At 58.8% G+C, this 13,933-nt stretch carries 18 protein-coding genes; 14 read left to right on the top strand and 4 right to left on the bottom strand.

What is annotated here, in order from left to right; translation table 11 throughout:
• Positions 1-327, top strand: a 327-nt coding sequence (locus F3H98_RS26360) for a transposase (RefSeq protein ID WP_149763340.1), incomplete at its 5' end; no start/stop codon positions are given.
• Positions 328-491: 164 nt separating this feature from the next.
• Here F3H98_RS26360 and F3H98_RS26355 read toward each other — a convergent pair.
• A complete protein-coding gene (locus F3H98_RS26355; RefSeq protein WP_149763338.1) occupies positions 492-695 on the bottom strand; it encodes a hypothetical protein in 204 nt (67 codons plus the stop codon).
• Positions 696-773: 78 nt separating this feature from the next.
• Here F3H98_RS26355 and F3H98_RS26350 point away from each other — a divergent pair, with 78 nt between their 5' ends.
• On the top strand, positions 774-1,187 hold the full coding sequence (locus tag F3H98_RS26350) for a hypothetical protein (RefSeq protein WP_149763336.1): 414 nt from the start codon (positions 774-776) through the stop codon (positions 1,185-1,187).
• A 54-nt stretch (positions 1,188-1,241) separates the two neighbouring features.
• On the top strand, positions 1,242-1,403 hold the full coding sequence (locus tag F3H98_RS31305; RefSeq protein ID WP_188130570.1) for a hypothetical protein: 162 nt from the start codon (positions 1,242-1,244) through the stop codon (positions 1,401-1,403).
• Positions 1,404-1,896: 493 nt separating this feature from the next.
• Here the strand turns inward: F3H98_RS31305 and F3H98_RS26345 are convergent, their stop codons facing one another.
• The gene (locus F3H98_RS26345) at positions 1,897-2,142 is read right to left on the bottom strand and encodes a hypothetical protein (protein WP_149763334.1); all 246 of its coding nucleotides are present in this window, start codon (positions 2,140-2,142) and stop codon (positions 1,897-1,899) included.
• 226 nt (positions 2,143-2,368) lie between these two features.
• Positions 2,369-2,590 carry a hypothetical protein gene (locus F3H98_RS26340; RefSeq protein ID WP_149763332.1) on the bottom strand — a complete coding sequence of 74 codons (222 nt, stop codon included), beginning with the start codon at positions 2,588-2,590 and terminating at the stop codon, positions 2,369-2,371.
• Positions 2,591-2,676: 86 nt separating this feature from the next.
• On the opposite strand from F3H98_RS26340, the gene F3H98_RS26335 reads away from it, so the two are divergent.
• The 9 genes from F3H98_RS26335 (at position 2,677) to F3H98_RS26295 (ending at position 10,402) form a co-directional block, all read left to right on the top strand.
• A complete protein-coding gene (locus F3H98_RS26335; protein WP_149763330.1) occupies positions 2,677-2,958 on the top strand; it encodes a DUF982 domain-containing protein in 282 nt (93 codons plus the stop codon).
• A 17-nt stretch (positions 2,959-2,975) separates the two neighbouring features.
• Positions 2,976-3,197: a hypothetical protein gene (locus F3H98_RS26330; RefSeq protein WP_149763328.1), complete on the top strand. Its 222-nt coding sequence runs from the start codon at positions 2,976-2,978 to the stop codon at positions 3,195-3,197.
• Positions 3,198-3,704: 507 nt separating this feature from the next.
• Positions 3,705-3,911, top strand: coding sequence for a DUF6494 family protein (locus F3H98_RS26325; protein ID WP_149763325.1), 207 nt, complete (start codon positions 3,705-3,707; stop codon positions 3,909-3,911).
• A gap of 595 nt (positions 3,912-4,506) precedes the next feature.
• The gene (locus F3H98_RS26320; RefSeq protein ID WP_149763323.1) at positions 4,507-4,842 is read left to right on the top strand and encodes a hypothetical protein; all 336 of its coding nucleotides are present in this window, start codon (positions 4,507-4,509) and stop codon (positions 4,840-4,842) included.
• A 95-nt stretch (positions 4,843-4,937) separates the two neighbouring features.
• The gene (locus tag F3H98_RS31300; RefSeq protein WP_188130569.1) at positions 4,938-5,111 is read left to right on the top strand and encodes a hypothetical protein; all 174 of its coding nucleotides are present in this window, start codon (positions 4,938-4,940) and stop codon (positions 5,109-5,111) included.
• A gap of 806 nt (positions 5,112-5,917) precedes the next feature.
• Complete coding sequence (locus F3H98_RS26315; protein ID WP_149763321.1) at positions 5,918-6,151, top strand: type 2 periplasmic-binding domain-containing protein; 234 nt, start codon at positions 5,918-5,920, stop codon at positions 6,149-6,151.
• A 764-nt stretch (positions 6,152-6,915) separates the two neighbouring features.
• The gene (locus F3H98_RS26305) at positions 6,916-8,832 is read left to right on the top strand and encodes a S8 family serine peptidase (RefSeq protein WP_149763319.1); all 1,917 of its coding nucleotides are present in this window, start codon (positions 6,916-6,918) and stop codon (positions 8,830-8,832) included.
• Positions 8,829-9,074 carry a S8 family serine peptidase gene (locus F3H98_RS32335; RefSeq protein ID WP_149763317.1) on the top strand — a complete coding sequence of 82 codons (246 nt, stop codon included), beginning with the start codon at positions 8,829-8,831 and terminating at the stop codon, positions 9,072-9,074. Before F3H98_RS26305 ends, F3H98_RS32335 begins: the two co-directional genes overlap by 4 nt.
• Complete coding sequence (locus F3H98_RS26295; protein WP_149763314.1) at positions 9,071-10,402, top strand: MBL fold metallo-hydrolase; 1,332 nt, start codon at positions 9,071-9,073, stop codon at positions 10,400-10,402. Before F3H98_RS32335 ends, F3H98_RS26295 begins: the two co-directional genes overlap by 4 nt.
• Before the next feature lie 427 nt (positions 10,403-10,829).
• On the opposite strand, the gene F3H98_RS26290 is transcribed toward F3H98_RS26295, so the two are convergent.
• The gene (locus tag F3H98_RS26290) at positions 10,830-11,174 is read right to left on the bottom strand and encodes a hypothetical protein (RefSeq protein WP_149763312.1); all 345 of its coding nucleotides are present in this window, start codon (positions 11,172-11,174) and stop codon (positions 10,830-10,832) included.
• A 423-nt stretch (positions 11,175-11,597) separates the two neighbouring features.
• Here F3H98_RS26290 and F3H98_RS26285 point away from each other — a divergent pair, with 423 nt between their 5' ends.
• Together F3H98_RS26285 and F3H98_RS26280 are read left to right on the top strand one after the other, a co-directional pair.
• A complete protein-coding gene (locus F3H98_RS26285; RefSeq protein WP_149763310.1) occupies positions 11,598-11,999 on the top strand; it encodes a hypothetical protein in 402 nt (133 codons plus the stop codon).
• Positions 12,000-12,187: 188 nt separating this feature from the next.
• On the top strand, positions 12,188-13,918 hold the full coding sequence (locus tag F3H98_RS26280; protein WP_149763308.1) for a GMC oxidoreductase: 1,731 nt from the start codon (positions 12,188-12,190) through the stop codon (positions 13,916-13,918).
• Positions 13,919-13,933 lie beyond the last annotated feature (15 nt).

Genomic DNA, 13,933 nt, shown 5'->3' with positions numbered 1-13,933 from the left:
GGTCCCGGCCAGCAGAACGACATGGCGCCGGCTTGCGGCCTCGTCACCGGGCTTGCCTCCGGCAAAGTCATCGCCGACCGCGCCTATGACGCCGACAGCCTCCACGACACCATCCTCGACGAAGGCGGCCAGCCCGTCATCCCGCCACGCCGCCATCGCAAATACCAGCACAGCTACGACAAGATCGCCTACCGGCAGCGCTGGGGGATCGAGGGATTCTTCGCCAAACTCAAGCAGTGGCGCCGCATCGCAACCCGCTACGACAAACTCGCCGCCACATTCCTCGGCTTCGTAAAGCTCGTCAGCATCATGCTCTGGCTCAAATAATTAAATCGTCACTACAACCTAGGACTCTTCCCGCGCGATAGAATGACCGATGGGCAAATAAAGAACTGAATAGCGTGACAGGAGCATGACTCCTCAGGTGCTCAACCATGCATTACGCAGAGATTTGTTAGAACATTGCTAATCGGACAAACTGTATTTTACCATCACTGGAACTGATATCCGCGGCGCAGGTTGTTGAAGTCCGGAAGCAACAATTCCGGTAAGGCGTCCCGGCTGATGGCGATACTCTCCCGCCACTCAGGCAACAAGCCGGGGCGTTTTTTGGGGTCACCGCCGCTCGATAGCTGGACGACGAGTTCCCATTCCGCGGGGAGATCGCGGTTGGCGCGATCAAGTTGACGGGCCAACGCTATACATGCGGGGCCGCTTTAATCGGGCGCGGGCAGGTTAGGGCGCCAGAAGCCCCAATCGAGGCTACTTGACCGATGGTTCCTGAAACTGAATACGCCGAAACCGTCGCTTTTTATGCTGCGGCGCTGCGCATGGTCCGAGAGGCCATCGAAGAACTGTTTGGCTCGATGGCAAACCTGGAAAACGAGGAAGCCGTTCTTTTGGGCGGGCCAGAACCGCAGCACCGAGCCGAAGCGATGATCGTAGCTCTCCATTATGTTTCGCACCATAGGCATGACTTCGCCAATGTCTGGAGAAACGTGAAAAGCGCCCCAAAGGACGGTCGCACATTCTTCATCGGCATCGGCGATCGCGTAATTTCCGACTACTGCAACAAGGATGGCGATTTTTGCTCTGCCTTGGACGGCGGCCCGATCCAAACGGATCGAGAAACTCTATGGCATCCTTACCCTTCCTCCCCACAGCGGAGGGAAGAGTCGGCCCGTTAACAATCTTCGGCAGAATTACTGGGCCAGCTTCCTTGTGGAGGCCCGGATCTGCACATGAGCGCCTCCCATGTCGTCATCGTCGGCGTTTTTCGCCATGTACAGAACATGCTCGACTGTCAGCGTTTGCTGCTCACCGCGTTGCGCTATCTGGATGCTGTCCCCGACACGCGGAACGGTCGCGAACGTGTGGAGATTCGCCGGTTGGGCCGTCTATAAAGACCAGGCAAGTGACGCCCATATCAAAATCTCCTGTTGGCTCCATCTCACGCCGCCGACCGGACCGCATTGCCATTTCAATCAGCCCTGTGGGTGATGTCGTCGAAGATAGAGCCGCTTTCGTGAGCTTGCGCAGTACTGCGGGCACCTGCACGTCACCCATCTTGTCACCCCAACTGTTCTGAATCACCAAGACTTCGAGGTTGTTGGCACCATATTGATATCCGCAAGATTCATCTCCGTTTTGATCTGTTCTCGGCGATCGAGGGGAAACGGGATGATGTCGTCGTCGCTCGTTGCCCAACAACAATAGCGCATCGTAATAGTTCCATGGCGCTAAAGGTCGTGTCGCGGTCCAGCTAAAGATAACGCTGGGCTGAGGCGGATTGTTTGGAACGGGCTGGCCGTAACACGATACTCTAGCATGTCGCAGGCGTAGCGACATCAAACGCCCGCCGACATTGCTTCGATCGGTTGCAAGCTGCTGGCTTGGCTAATACCGGGCCCGCCTGGAGGACGACACCAGATACCCCAAGGCAAGCGACATGGCAGCAAATGCAATGCCAGCGCAAATCACGCCGGCTGGCGTGATCCTGGCACTGCCCTGCAAGGAAATGTATTTCCCCACACGCAGGTCGAACACGGACTTGATTTCCTCGGGATGCGAGGGGACGTCCGGGAGGGTGGATGGTACATCGGGCAAGACTTCGGATGGGGCTTCTTCGTGAACAACTGACATTTCGTGCTCCTGTGGCGAACTTCTCTGGTTGGCTGCATGAACGGGGAAGCTGGAGGTAGTGGTTATGGCGTGTTCACTCCGCTTGAACGTGCGTGCGCCCGGTGTCGGAGAGCAAAACCGGGGTTCTCAGCGAGGAGGTGTGCCACGGCGATCTCCCATTGGCGGCCAATTTCCTCGCGAATAACGCGTCGGTTCTCGAAAGAGATCATGATGTCAGTAGCCATCGTCAGTAGCCATCGTCAGTCTGCCCTTTCGGGAGGGTATCGCCGATCTGGTTGATCTTGCGTAAGGCCGTTAGCACCTGCCGGTCGTCCATGGTGCCATGCCACTTGGCGGCTATAGCCATTATCTCGACGTTGTGCCCGAACCGCGCGACCGCACGGTGAATTTCAAGCTCGATTGCAACTCGGACATCCAAGGGAAATGGGATGATGTTGTCGCCACGCATGATCCACAACATTAGCCAAACGTAATTGTTCCGAGGCAACGGAATCCCACTTCGCGCATTTTCTCCGTCGTTGTTGGAGTTCCAGTATGCGTTTAGATGATTTGTCCAAGCCGCCGCCCGATACATCGTTTGAGAAGCCGGTAATGATCGAGCTGGTGCCGGGGAAGCCGCAGAAAATTCGTAATGCCCGCGATGCTATGGATGCGCTAGACGAGTTCAGGCCCAGCGCCACGGAGCCAGGCACGAAGCACATGATGGCTCGCCGTGCCTGTATGAACGCGCTGCTTGGTCTGCGGAAGTCAGCCATGGCTCGGAAGGCTTTCGAAGAGGCAGCATGGGAAAGCGACGTGCTGGTTGACGAAGATTAGCGTGGAGCCTGCCAGTCATGACGATCCCAGAATTAGTCGTCCGGAAAATCTCCGCAGACCGCTACGTCGTGGAAATGACTAATGAACTGGGTTCCATCGCCGTGTACGTGTCACTCGCAAAAATATATGACGACCGCGAATACAGCGAGGCAGAGCGGGAAACGCTGGCGTGCCTCCGCGCGCAAGAGCTTGCCTTGGATTTCGCCGAAGCAGCTGAGAGTAAGAGTACCCTGAGCTGACTTCGCCGCCGGGAACTACCCTCTTGCGCGAGCGTTGCGTAAGGGTCGGCTGTTGCGGCCCCATCCAATGTAACGCCGACAACCTGACCCAACTAAAGGCCGGTGCCCCCGGCCTTCTTTTTGTGGGAACAAGTACACAACGCGAGCGTTCGTTAAGGTCGGCGGTTTCGGCCCCTCACTGGACGCCGGCAGTTCTTGCCAGGAACGGGAAGGGCCGGCTGTAATGGCCGGCTCTTCTTTTTTGACCGGAATTTAGTCGACGGGGCGGTCATTGATTTAGTCGAATATCGTGCCTCGTCGAGGTGGAGTGCAGCCAGAAGCCTGTCGAGTGTCGGTAATGGTCATATGGTATCTGAGGGTTGCTGGCCGAGGCTGGCTGTGATCTTGTCCTCGTCCGTGATGCCTTGCTGGAAGATTGTGACTATAAGTGTGGCGATGGCCCGGCACCGTCGGAAGCATCCAGCATGCCGAAACGGCCGTGCCTTTCACACTGTTCGAGGCAATCAAATGACCCAGAATATGGAATCCGATCCCTTCAACGTCTCCTTGCGCAGGTTCCTCAAACAGGTCGGCGTGACCTCGCAGCAGGCGATCGAGAAAGCCGTGGAGCAGAGAGAGCTGAGAGGGCAGGGACGACTGGTGGTGAGGGCTGTGATAGCGTCCGAGGAAGCCGGGCTTCATCATGTTGTAGAAGGCGAAATTGATCTCGGATGAAATTGGCTGTGTCGATTTTCATCATCATCATTGAAATTCTGAGCAGCCCGAAGATGCTAATCTAATCCCCAAGCTTGCCGCTCACTGTATCATGGGCGAGGTTCGGCGTTGGCAAGGGCGCGCTTCGCAACGGAGAGGCATGGTGGAGGCGCTTCGGCAATTGAAGCTGAAGCGCTTCCAGCGGGCCTCCCTGAGTCAAGGACCGGGCAGCCCGAAGCGAGAAGCCGATCGCCGGTGTCGCGCCGCCTCGACATCAAATGTTCCGCTAGAACAATCTCACCGGCAGGCGGATCGCCCTACGGCTGCCAATCCGCCATTCGCGGATATGGGATAGAGACGGGGTGAGCCCATGTCGCGTTTACAACGCGAATGTCATTCCCAGGCGGGAGGCGTCCCAATTGTTTCACGCGACACATTGCTGATCTAGGCGCTTTTCCCAAAAGCGTGCGGTCAAGCGTTGGGTGAAGCCAAACGCCCCTCGTCGGCTCTCAGGAGCCGGCATACGGGAAATATCGGTTAATTTGGTGAACTGCTTCACATCGAGGGACCGTGGACAGGCGCACTTTCAGTCACAAGCAAGCTGTGTGAGACACGAATGATGTCGAAGCTTGTCGAAACCAATGGAGTATTCGACAACATGAAACGCCTTCTTTCGACCGTTCTTTTCACCATGATCCTCGCCACCCCAACGCTGGCGCAGACCACGACGACGGGTGGCGGTGCTAGTCTGCCCGTCCAAAATTCCAAGGGCAGCGGAACACTTAAGGATACGACATCGCATACTACGCACAGCAATGGCGTGGTGGTCTCGACATCAACCGGCAGTGATGGCCAACCGAACGGCGGTAGCGGTGGCGGCGGTAACGGTGGCGGCGGTGCGAATGGTGGAACCGCTGGTGGCGGCGCTGGCGATAGCAAAGAGGGCCATTAGAAATTAGATTCTTTTCTCCGAAATGCGGCCGGCGATGGCAATCGCCAGGTCCGCACCGCGACCTGACAGCGTGACGCGGACAGCCTCGCCGCCATGTGTCACCTGCTGCCGCGATTATCGAGCAGGCTTACGGCCACAGTGGCACCAAGGACGCCACCGAGGCGGCCTATCGGCGGCGCAAGGCGCTAAAGAAGGCGCGGCTGATCTTTGCCGACTGGACCTCCTACGCCAGCAATATCGTGCCGTTGCCTGCGTCAGAGGCGGCATAGCCGACACTTTTCGGCTCACCAGCGCGCGTACGTCGCGGCTTAGGGCAGATGCCCGGCCAAGCGCCCAGCACGCTGGAGAGCCCCCTGACTGAAAGACGTAAGAGATTTCGCGAAAGGCCGGATGGGCAACCCGCCAGCCATGACGCAAGCTCGGCCCGTTGCCGCTGCTTTTAGCTCAAGGCCCCCTCCCGGCGCGGCAACGCTCGGCGAGTCGGTTGCTCGGCTCGTCGGGTTTCCGGGCCCGCGCATTTATCGGGAATTGCCGCAGCCGATTCCGGGCATTCACCGGATAGCAGAGCGGTCGGAGAAACGTCAGTATCGTGCTACTGCCGCGCCACTGAATGGCCCCCCATGCCTCCTGTCCGGCAGAAAATGGCCCGGCACGGATCCCCATTGGCCCGCCGGGCCGCCTTCTAAAAAAGACCCGTCCTGGCGAGCCCCGGCTGACGGCAAGGCCGCTAGAATTTTTGCGACCTGCCCAACCTTTCCTTAACCATGCGCGGGCACGATCAGCGGATCGGGCACTGTAAGCGTGTATCGTCCGATCGAGCGGGCCGGCTGAAAACCCGGAGGCCGGCCCGCTTACCGTTGAACACGCGTGCTTGCGCCGGACCTCCTCAGTTAACGGACGCTGGTTCCAATAAAAGCCCTGCCTTACTCGCGCCGTCGCGCAACGTTGCAAGTGCTGCCGGCGCTGTTACCGGTCAGGTTCGAATGTAGCTTTCGAGAGAGAAATCCGGAAACTCGCGTCGGATGCGCGCAGCGAGCGAGGCGGCCTTTTCGTTTCTATCCTGAAGGAATCCGGGTTGGATTTTCATATTGCGTGCACGAGCGAAAGCGTCGCCGGTGTGCGTGCCGCGATCGCGTCGGGGATCGCCGTTGGTGTTCTCCCTGAAAGCTCGCTCACTCCCGACCTGCGCATTCTTTCCGAGCTGCCCGATCTCGGTTCTTCCCACCTTGTGCTTGGGGTGTCGCCTTCGGCACCGGACAGATTGGCAAAAGCGATGGCCGCCCCATTTCGGCAGCTCTCCAAGGCGTAGGTTGAGGACCGAAGCGCGTCTGCCGGCTCGCAATTTTTGCGACTCGCCAGGTGCCTTTGCATTCGTTGTGCTGTTCGGCTTGGGCTCAGGCCTTACAAGCATCGTTGGCGGCACGCTTCCGCTGTAGTTGTTCGGCCGAAAGGGCTATGGCGCGCGCCTCGGATGGGTCCCAGCGCTGCCCGCCAATTTACTTCTGCATTCGCACCGTTTGCGCTTGCCATGATGATTGCTAGAACCTCCGTGACGAGTGCGCTGTGGGTTCTCGCCGTGGTGAGCATGACGGGCGTCATTGCGTTTGTCTCGATTTCGCTCATCCGACGGTGTGAGCGCCTTTCCAGAGAGGTTATGAAACACGAGGAAGTATCCCCCATCGAGCGACACCAGGAAGAAGCCGAAGCAATCTAGCGGCAGCGCAAGGCACTGCCAGCATCTGGCGCAGTCTTCGCGAAAAATCGGACGAACGAACCAGCGTCTCGGTGCCGAAGACAAATGCCATGCAGTCGCTGCCTTCACCTATCGCGAGTCGCGCCGCCGGCCTGGCCCTTAGGGAATTTGCTCAAATGAAGATCGTGCCATTCTGTTCAAAGTTTCGATAGAAATCCGGACGTACTCCAGTAATTATTGCTGGAGCAAAGTACTGGCACCTGGCTCTAGCACATCCACGCCTCTAATCTGTAAAGGTCTGTTCACGCGCAAGATTTCAACGGATATTGTGGAGTAATGTTGCCAACCGGTTGTTTCATCACAAGGGGAACGATCATTTCATGGCGCAAGTCGTTGGACAAACTAAGCTTCATCCCAAGCTCCGCATGATTGGCAATGGCGATGAAGTCGTAAATTGCCTCCGGGCCGAGCAGTCGCAAAACTTGGTGTCGACCGCTCCACTCGACACCTTATTCACGGACACCAAGCTCGCCACGGTCGCGGCTACTACTGGCTTCTTACCCCTTGGTCTCGATACCGCAGACTTCTCGACAAGCGCCGCGCCGGCGGCGCGAAAGAAGTTGACGCCAGCTAACCGCGCCAGCCATGCATATGTCGGCGTCTTTATCGAAGTCCACCGCGATCGGCAGGTCGCGGGACCGGCCGGCACCGCCAGCGATGTCGAGTCGGTCAAGGACAAGATCGCCAAGTCGCTTGCGCCTGTTACCGAGATTGACCGCTGTGTTCTCTCAAAACGGAATTTCATTGCCGCTACCGTTCGCGTCTCTGACCTGCCAGCACTCGCCGCGGACGAACGCGTCGCTTTCATCCATCCCGCAGAGGCGCTCGCCTTGGACGTGCCTCGCCCCCGACGCGGCGTCGATAAGCTGAAGCCAACCGACCGGTCCGTTGCGGGTAAACACAATGGCGGGGCGGGCGTAATCATCGGTATCATCGACGTCGGGGGATATGATTTCTCGCATCGTGATTTCATCGCGAACGGCAAATCGCGCTTCCTCTCGATATGGGATCAAGGAGGTAAGCGCCGGTCACCGCCGTCGAAGCGGAGCGGCGCCGATTTCGCGCCCTTCGACTTCGGCTCTGAAATCCTTCAGGCCGATCTGGATAAGGCCCTTGCCGTTGAGCGCGCGGGCGGTCTGGCAGCAACTGCCCTCGAGCCCCAGTCGCAACAATCCCGATCCTCACATGCGACCCATGTCACGAGCATAGCAGCGGGCAACAGCGGGGTTTGTCCCAAAGCCGACATCGCGGCCGTTCTACTCAACGTTCCGTTCGATCCCGAGGACCTGAAAGCACGTCGGGAGACTTTCTCCGACAGCACGCGGCTCGTTCTCGCAATCGAATATCTGCTGGAGATCGCCAAGCGCGAAGACAAGCCGATCTCCATTAATATTAGCCTCGGCACCAATGGCGGCGCCCATGACGGCTCCGGCGGAGTCTCCCGATGGTTTGACGCGTTGCTCGCCACTGAGGGGCGATCAATCACAATCGCGGCGGGCAACGCTGGCCAAGAGGCAGCCACAGAAGAAAACCCGAACGGATGGATGATGGGCCGCATTCACGCGAGCGGTCGCATTGCCGCGCGCGGTTTGGTCGTCGATCTCGACTGGACCGTCGTCGGCGACCAAATCGTGGACCTGTCGGAAAATGAACTTGAGCTCTGGCATTCGCCGCAGGACCGCATCCGCATCGCCGTGCGACCGCCCGGCTCGAACAGCTGGATCGAGGTCGGACCGCGCCAGTATATCGAGAACAAGCGCCTCGCTTCCGGCACGTTCCTGTCAGTGTATAACGAACTCTACAACCCGGTGAATGGTGCAAACTGTTGCGCGGTGTACCTATCGCCCGACCTTCGTCCGGGATCGCTTACCGGCGTCGCGGCGGGGACCTGGACGATCCGCCTAATCGGCGAAGAAGTGCGCAACGGTGAGTTCCACTGCTGGATCGAACGCGATGACCCGTATCGGTATGGTCCTGGCGTTGGCGGTCAGCTCATGCGCATGCCGTCCTTCTTCTCCGCGGCATCGAACGTCGACTCCCATTCGATTAACTCGCTCGCTTGCGGACACAGGGTCATTGCCGTCGCCAATCTGGACGATCGGCGGCAGCGAATTGCCGCGACAAGCAGCCAAGGACCCACGAGGGACGCCCGGATGAAGCCCGACATCGCGGCGCCGGGCACGGGCATCGTTGCGGCCAATGGCTTGCTGAAGACCACGAACCCTGGGTCGCGATGAGCGGCACCAGCATGGCCAGCCCCTATGTGGCCGGGCTCGCCGGCCTAATGCTGTCGATCAACCGCAAGCTTACATCAGCGCAATGCTCCAGCATTCTGCAGCGAACCTCCTGGCCGCTGCCTGGAGGTTCGTACGAGTGGAAGAATGATGCGGGGTTTGGTGCCATCGACGCGGCAGCCGCGCTGGCCGAAGCTGCCTCGTTCGACGAGCGCACGGATATCGGGAAGGAAACCCAGGCATGAAGATCGAGATCTTTCAATCGTCGCATGGCGACTGCATGCTGCTCGAAAGCGCTGATGGAAAGCTTATGCTCTGCGACGGCGGCATGAGCTCCAGCATGATTGAATATGTCGCGCCCGAACTCGCGGAACGCCGCGAGCAAGAGCCGGACCGCCCCGTTGACCTCGTCTATGTCAGCCACATCGACGCCGACCACATCGGTGGCGTGCTGAAGCTTATCCAGGATCTGGTTGACTGGGAGGTGTGGGATCATCATCAGCGGGAAGACGACGACTTCGCGGAACCCGAGAGCGCGCGGCCGCCGAAAGTTTCCGCGATATGGCACAACGCCTTCCATGACCAGGTGCCTGAAAATGTGGGCCGGATCGAGGACATGCTGGCTGCGGCAGCCCCAGTCATGTTCGCGACGCAGGTGCCTGCTGGCATTCGTGCGGGCTTCGAGATGCAGAATGTCGCGCTTGGTGTTGACCATGCGATCCAGATGACGAAGCTGATCCGAGCCGGCTTACCAGGCGTGGCCGTCAATCGCTTGCCGGGCTCGCGCCGCGCCGAGAAGCTGCTGATGGCGCGCGCGCGCCAGCGGCCGATTGCTCTCGGGAGTTTCGAAATCAGGATCATCGGGCCAACCGCAAAGGAGCTCCAGCAGCTTCGCGAGGGCTGGAACAACTGGCTTCGCCGCAGCGAAGTGCGGGTGGCGGAGATCGAACGCCAAGTGCGCCGACGGGTCGAGGCGTTCGCGAGCGGGGAGGGGCCGGAGCTGCGCGAATGGGAGGGCATCGAAGACTTCAGGGGCGTGACGATCCCCAACGTCGCCTCGTTAGTACTGCTCGTACAGGAAGGCGACAAGCGCATCCTGCTCACTGGCGACGCGCAGCACGACATACTCCTTGAGCAGCTCGGCGAGGCGGGTCTGCTGCAAGGTGGCGCACTTCACCTCGACGTGCTTAAGATTCAACATCACGGGTCTGAGAACAATATGAGCCCCCAGTTCGCCCAGGCCGTCACGGCAGATCACTATCTTTTCTGTGGCGACGGCCAGAGCGGCAATCCAGAGCCCGAGGTAGTCGAGCAAATCTACGCCTCAAGGATGAGCAGAGATCGCGCAATCCGCGGAAGGGCACCCGAGGCGGCCGGCAGTCGTCCGTTCCACTTCTGGTTCAGCACGTCCACTGCAACGCCTTCACACGGCACCGCGGCGACCAATTTCAAGGAGGTTGCGCGCTTTGTCGACCGGCTCGCCGGTCGCTCGAACGGAAGGCTGACGGCACACTTCAACGCGGGCCGGTCAATCAACTTCTATCCGGACGATTTCAACTTCGAAGACGGTTAGGCGTGAGCGCGTGGCGACGTGATGCTCGAGTCCAATGCCGATGATGTCGGCGCACATGTCCCACTGATCGACGAAGTCAATCCCACTTCGAGAAGCGTCGCGAGGGGCGGCAGGTCCGTGGTACGCAACCCTGACATCGCTCTAGCTTGGCAGCCGAAGTGTCCACGGGATCGATCAACGAGGCTATTGACCGGGCCCCGTCAACCTTGATCCTTAGGTTCGCCGGACCATACGAGATCATACGAGGGAAATGGGTTTGCGAACCAGCCGCTAACATTTCTTGTAAAAGACGTTGTCCTCACGCGACTGACATAATCGTCATTAGGATCGGCTTCATCAAACGCATTTGGTATCTTATGCCGAAAGGCAGCTTCGCGCCGCAAGGCAGTCGTTCGGGCCAGAGGCACAGTTTCCCAAAAGCGGACGCTCAAACAGCAGCCACGTTTTTGCTGGCATTCTCTTGGCAATGCGCGCGCACGCGGGCGAGCCAACTGGCGAACCAGACCCATGTGTTCTTATGGTCGCCGGCCTTGCCGAACCCCTTTGTCGGGTCCTTGGCATCCAGTTCCTTCCAAAGTCTAGTGTGCGCGGCTTGGTTGAACTTCGGATATCCTTCGGCGCGCATCGCATCGATCACCTGCCCGGCGGTATGGCGAGCCTTGTCGACCTCCTTGAGCAGCACCGCATTGATCGCCCGCGCTTCAACTGAATTCGGCTTGATGAATTCGACGGCGGTGTCTGACCTGCTCGCTTTGCTGCCGACCTTCGGCACGAACGCGACGCGATAGGTGAAACGCAGGATCCTTGAGTTCGTCGTCGCTCATTTTCGCCTGGAAGGCATCCATCATCGACGCGATCGTTGGAGAAGGGAAAGGTGCCTTCTTGATGGTTTGGAACATTGAGGAGGCGCACACAACCGAGAAGTGAAAATTGACGTTGTTTGTTGCCCTGACATTGCCGGGCTTTCGCCCGCCACCAAGCGCCGATGTCAGCCAATGATAACTGAAAAGATGTTCGGCAGTTCGAATCTTGTGCTGTGATTTGGTGCACCGGTCGAGATGAAACCGGATCAAGACCCGAAGCTGGGCATCCCTTAACAACCCTGATTTGAACCGTTACGATGCGCTGTGAAGCGCAACAAAGATCACCAAGAAGCAGGCATAGGGTCTTTAACCCATCGAAGGAGTCATCCACAATGCATGCAATTCGCAAACTTCGTGAGTCAGGCCATGCCACCATAGCTGACTACGAAAAAATTCTTGCTGCAAATGTTGTTTTTCACAGTCCAGTATTGATACGAACCATAGAAGGTCGTGCGGTAGTCGCAAAGATATTCGCGACCTCGACCGAGCTGCGAGAAGGTGCTTATGCGGGTGAGTGGAAGCTGGACGACCGAAGAACCTTATTGAGATGGAAGGGAAAAATTCAGGGTCACGAACTAGAAAGTTTCGATATTATCGAGGAAGACGACGAGGGACTGGTCGTCGATCGCACAGTGGCTTTTCGTCCAATGCCCGCAGCGAGGCTTTTTCGGGATGCCATGCGGTCTGCCATCGGAACCTCTATTCCAGACGATTTCTGGGAATATTCGAATTAGAACCTCAGCGAATCGGCGATGCCGTCCGCTGCGATGTCGGTCGGGAAGCCGCATTCCAAATCGCACCACCCTCACCCATCATCGGCTTGGTGTAGGTCGTGGTCGTGAGCCGGGTCCTCCCGTCCCAAAGTCCTGCGGCACGCGCTGAATAGTGATGTTCGCGCTACCCCAGAAGGAAGGAGCTTTCGATGAACTTTGACTATGACGTCGTTGTTATCGGCTCTGGATTTGGCGGAAGCGTTGCCGCGCTCCGCGCCGCGGAGAAGGGATACCGCGTTGGCGTCATGGAGGCCGGCAGACGTTGGAGGGACGAGGACATTCCGAAGACCAACTGGGATCTGAAGGACTACGTGTGGTTCCCGGCGGCAGAGCTGTACGGAATCCAAAGGATCGAGTACCTCGATGATGTGCTCGTCCTCTGCGGCGCCGGCGTGGGCGGCGGCTCCCATGTCTATGGCAATACGCTCTATGTCCCTCCGAAACAGTTCTTCGATGCGCCCGGATGGGCGGGCATCACCGATTGGGCCGAGGAACTTGCACCTTGTTACGACCAGGCAAGGCGGATGCTCGGCGTCGTTCGCTACCCCTACATGCCTACTGACGTCGATCGGCATATGCATCAGGTCGCGCTCGACATGGGGAAGGGTGAAACCTTCAACAAGGCCCCGGTCGGAGTCTATTTCGGACAGCCGGGCGTCGAAGCCGAAGATCCATACTTCGGCGGAGTCGGACCCCGACGCACTGGATGCATTTCATGCGGCAACTGCCAGGTCGGCTGCGGCCGTAATGCCAAGAACAAGGTGACCACGAACTATCTCTACCTGGCGGAAAAGCTCGGCGTGGACGTCCATGAGCTACACGAGGTGCACGCCCTCGTGCAGCTCGATGGAGGCGGGTTCGAGGTGCACGCGCGGCATCCTGGTTGGGCGCAGAGGGCGGTGCATCTCCACCGTCACAAATACACTGCTGAGCATGTGATCGTTGCTGCCCACGCATACGGCTCATCGAAACTCCTTCATCACATGCAGCACCAGGGCAGCCTGACGGGCCTATCGAGTGAACTGGGGAAGAGAGCACGGACGAATTCCGAACAGCTTCTCGTAATCGACCGCCCCCACGAAAAGTGGGAGCGTGATCCGCAAAAGATTCACATCTCGCCGGGATCGGTCGCGATCACTTGCGGCGTTTGGCCGGATGCGGCAACGAGCATCGAGCCCGTGTACTATGGGGTCGGGAGCTCACTATTTGCGCTGCTATTCACCTATCATCAGCATGGCGAGCAGAAGCATCCCACCCTGTCCTGGCTCAAGGAACTGGCCAAACACCCGATCGACGTGCTTGGCATTAGTGATCCGCGTCACTGGTCCGAGCGGGCGGCCATCATGCTATGCATGCAGACAACCGACACCTCAATCGAGCTGTATTGGAATAACGGCCTGCTGAGAAGCCGACACGGCTCCGGCACACCTCCCTCGGTGCACATCCCGATCGTGGAGGAGTTCGCCGACCGGCTCGCCAAGAGGATGGACAGTAGCGAAGGCGCGCTGGCAACTGAAATCATCAACCGCACCGCGACAGCCCATTTCACGGGTGGGATCCCTATCGGCGAAAGCAGCAAGAACGGTGCCGTGGATCCCTACCAGCGGGTATTCGGGCGGCCGGGACTTCACGTCATGGATGGAAGCGTAATGCCGGCGAACCCGGGAGTGAACCCTTCACTGACCATTACAGCCCTGGCGGAGCGCGCAATGTCACTCTGGCCGAACAAGGGAGACGCGGACACCAGGCCACCTTTGGGCCTCGGCTACGAGCGGATCGCCCCAATCATGCCGCATCGTCCAGTTGTGCCGGCAGGTGCTCCAGGTGAGCTCCGGCTAGACGCGAAGAAGTCCGACATCATCCCTGATTACCCTTACTGAATCGACGCAATGAGA

It is taken from the genome of Neomesorhizobium albiziae, from assembly GCF_900114255.1.
Taxonomy (GTDB): domain Bacteria; phylum Pseudomonadota; class Alphaproteobacteria; order Rhizobiales; family Rhizobiaceae; genus Neomesorhizobium; species Neomesorhizobium albiziae.
Note: the sequence above shows the minus strand (reverse complement) of the source record. Positions and strands in the feature narration are given on the sequence as shown.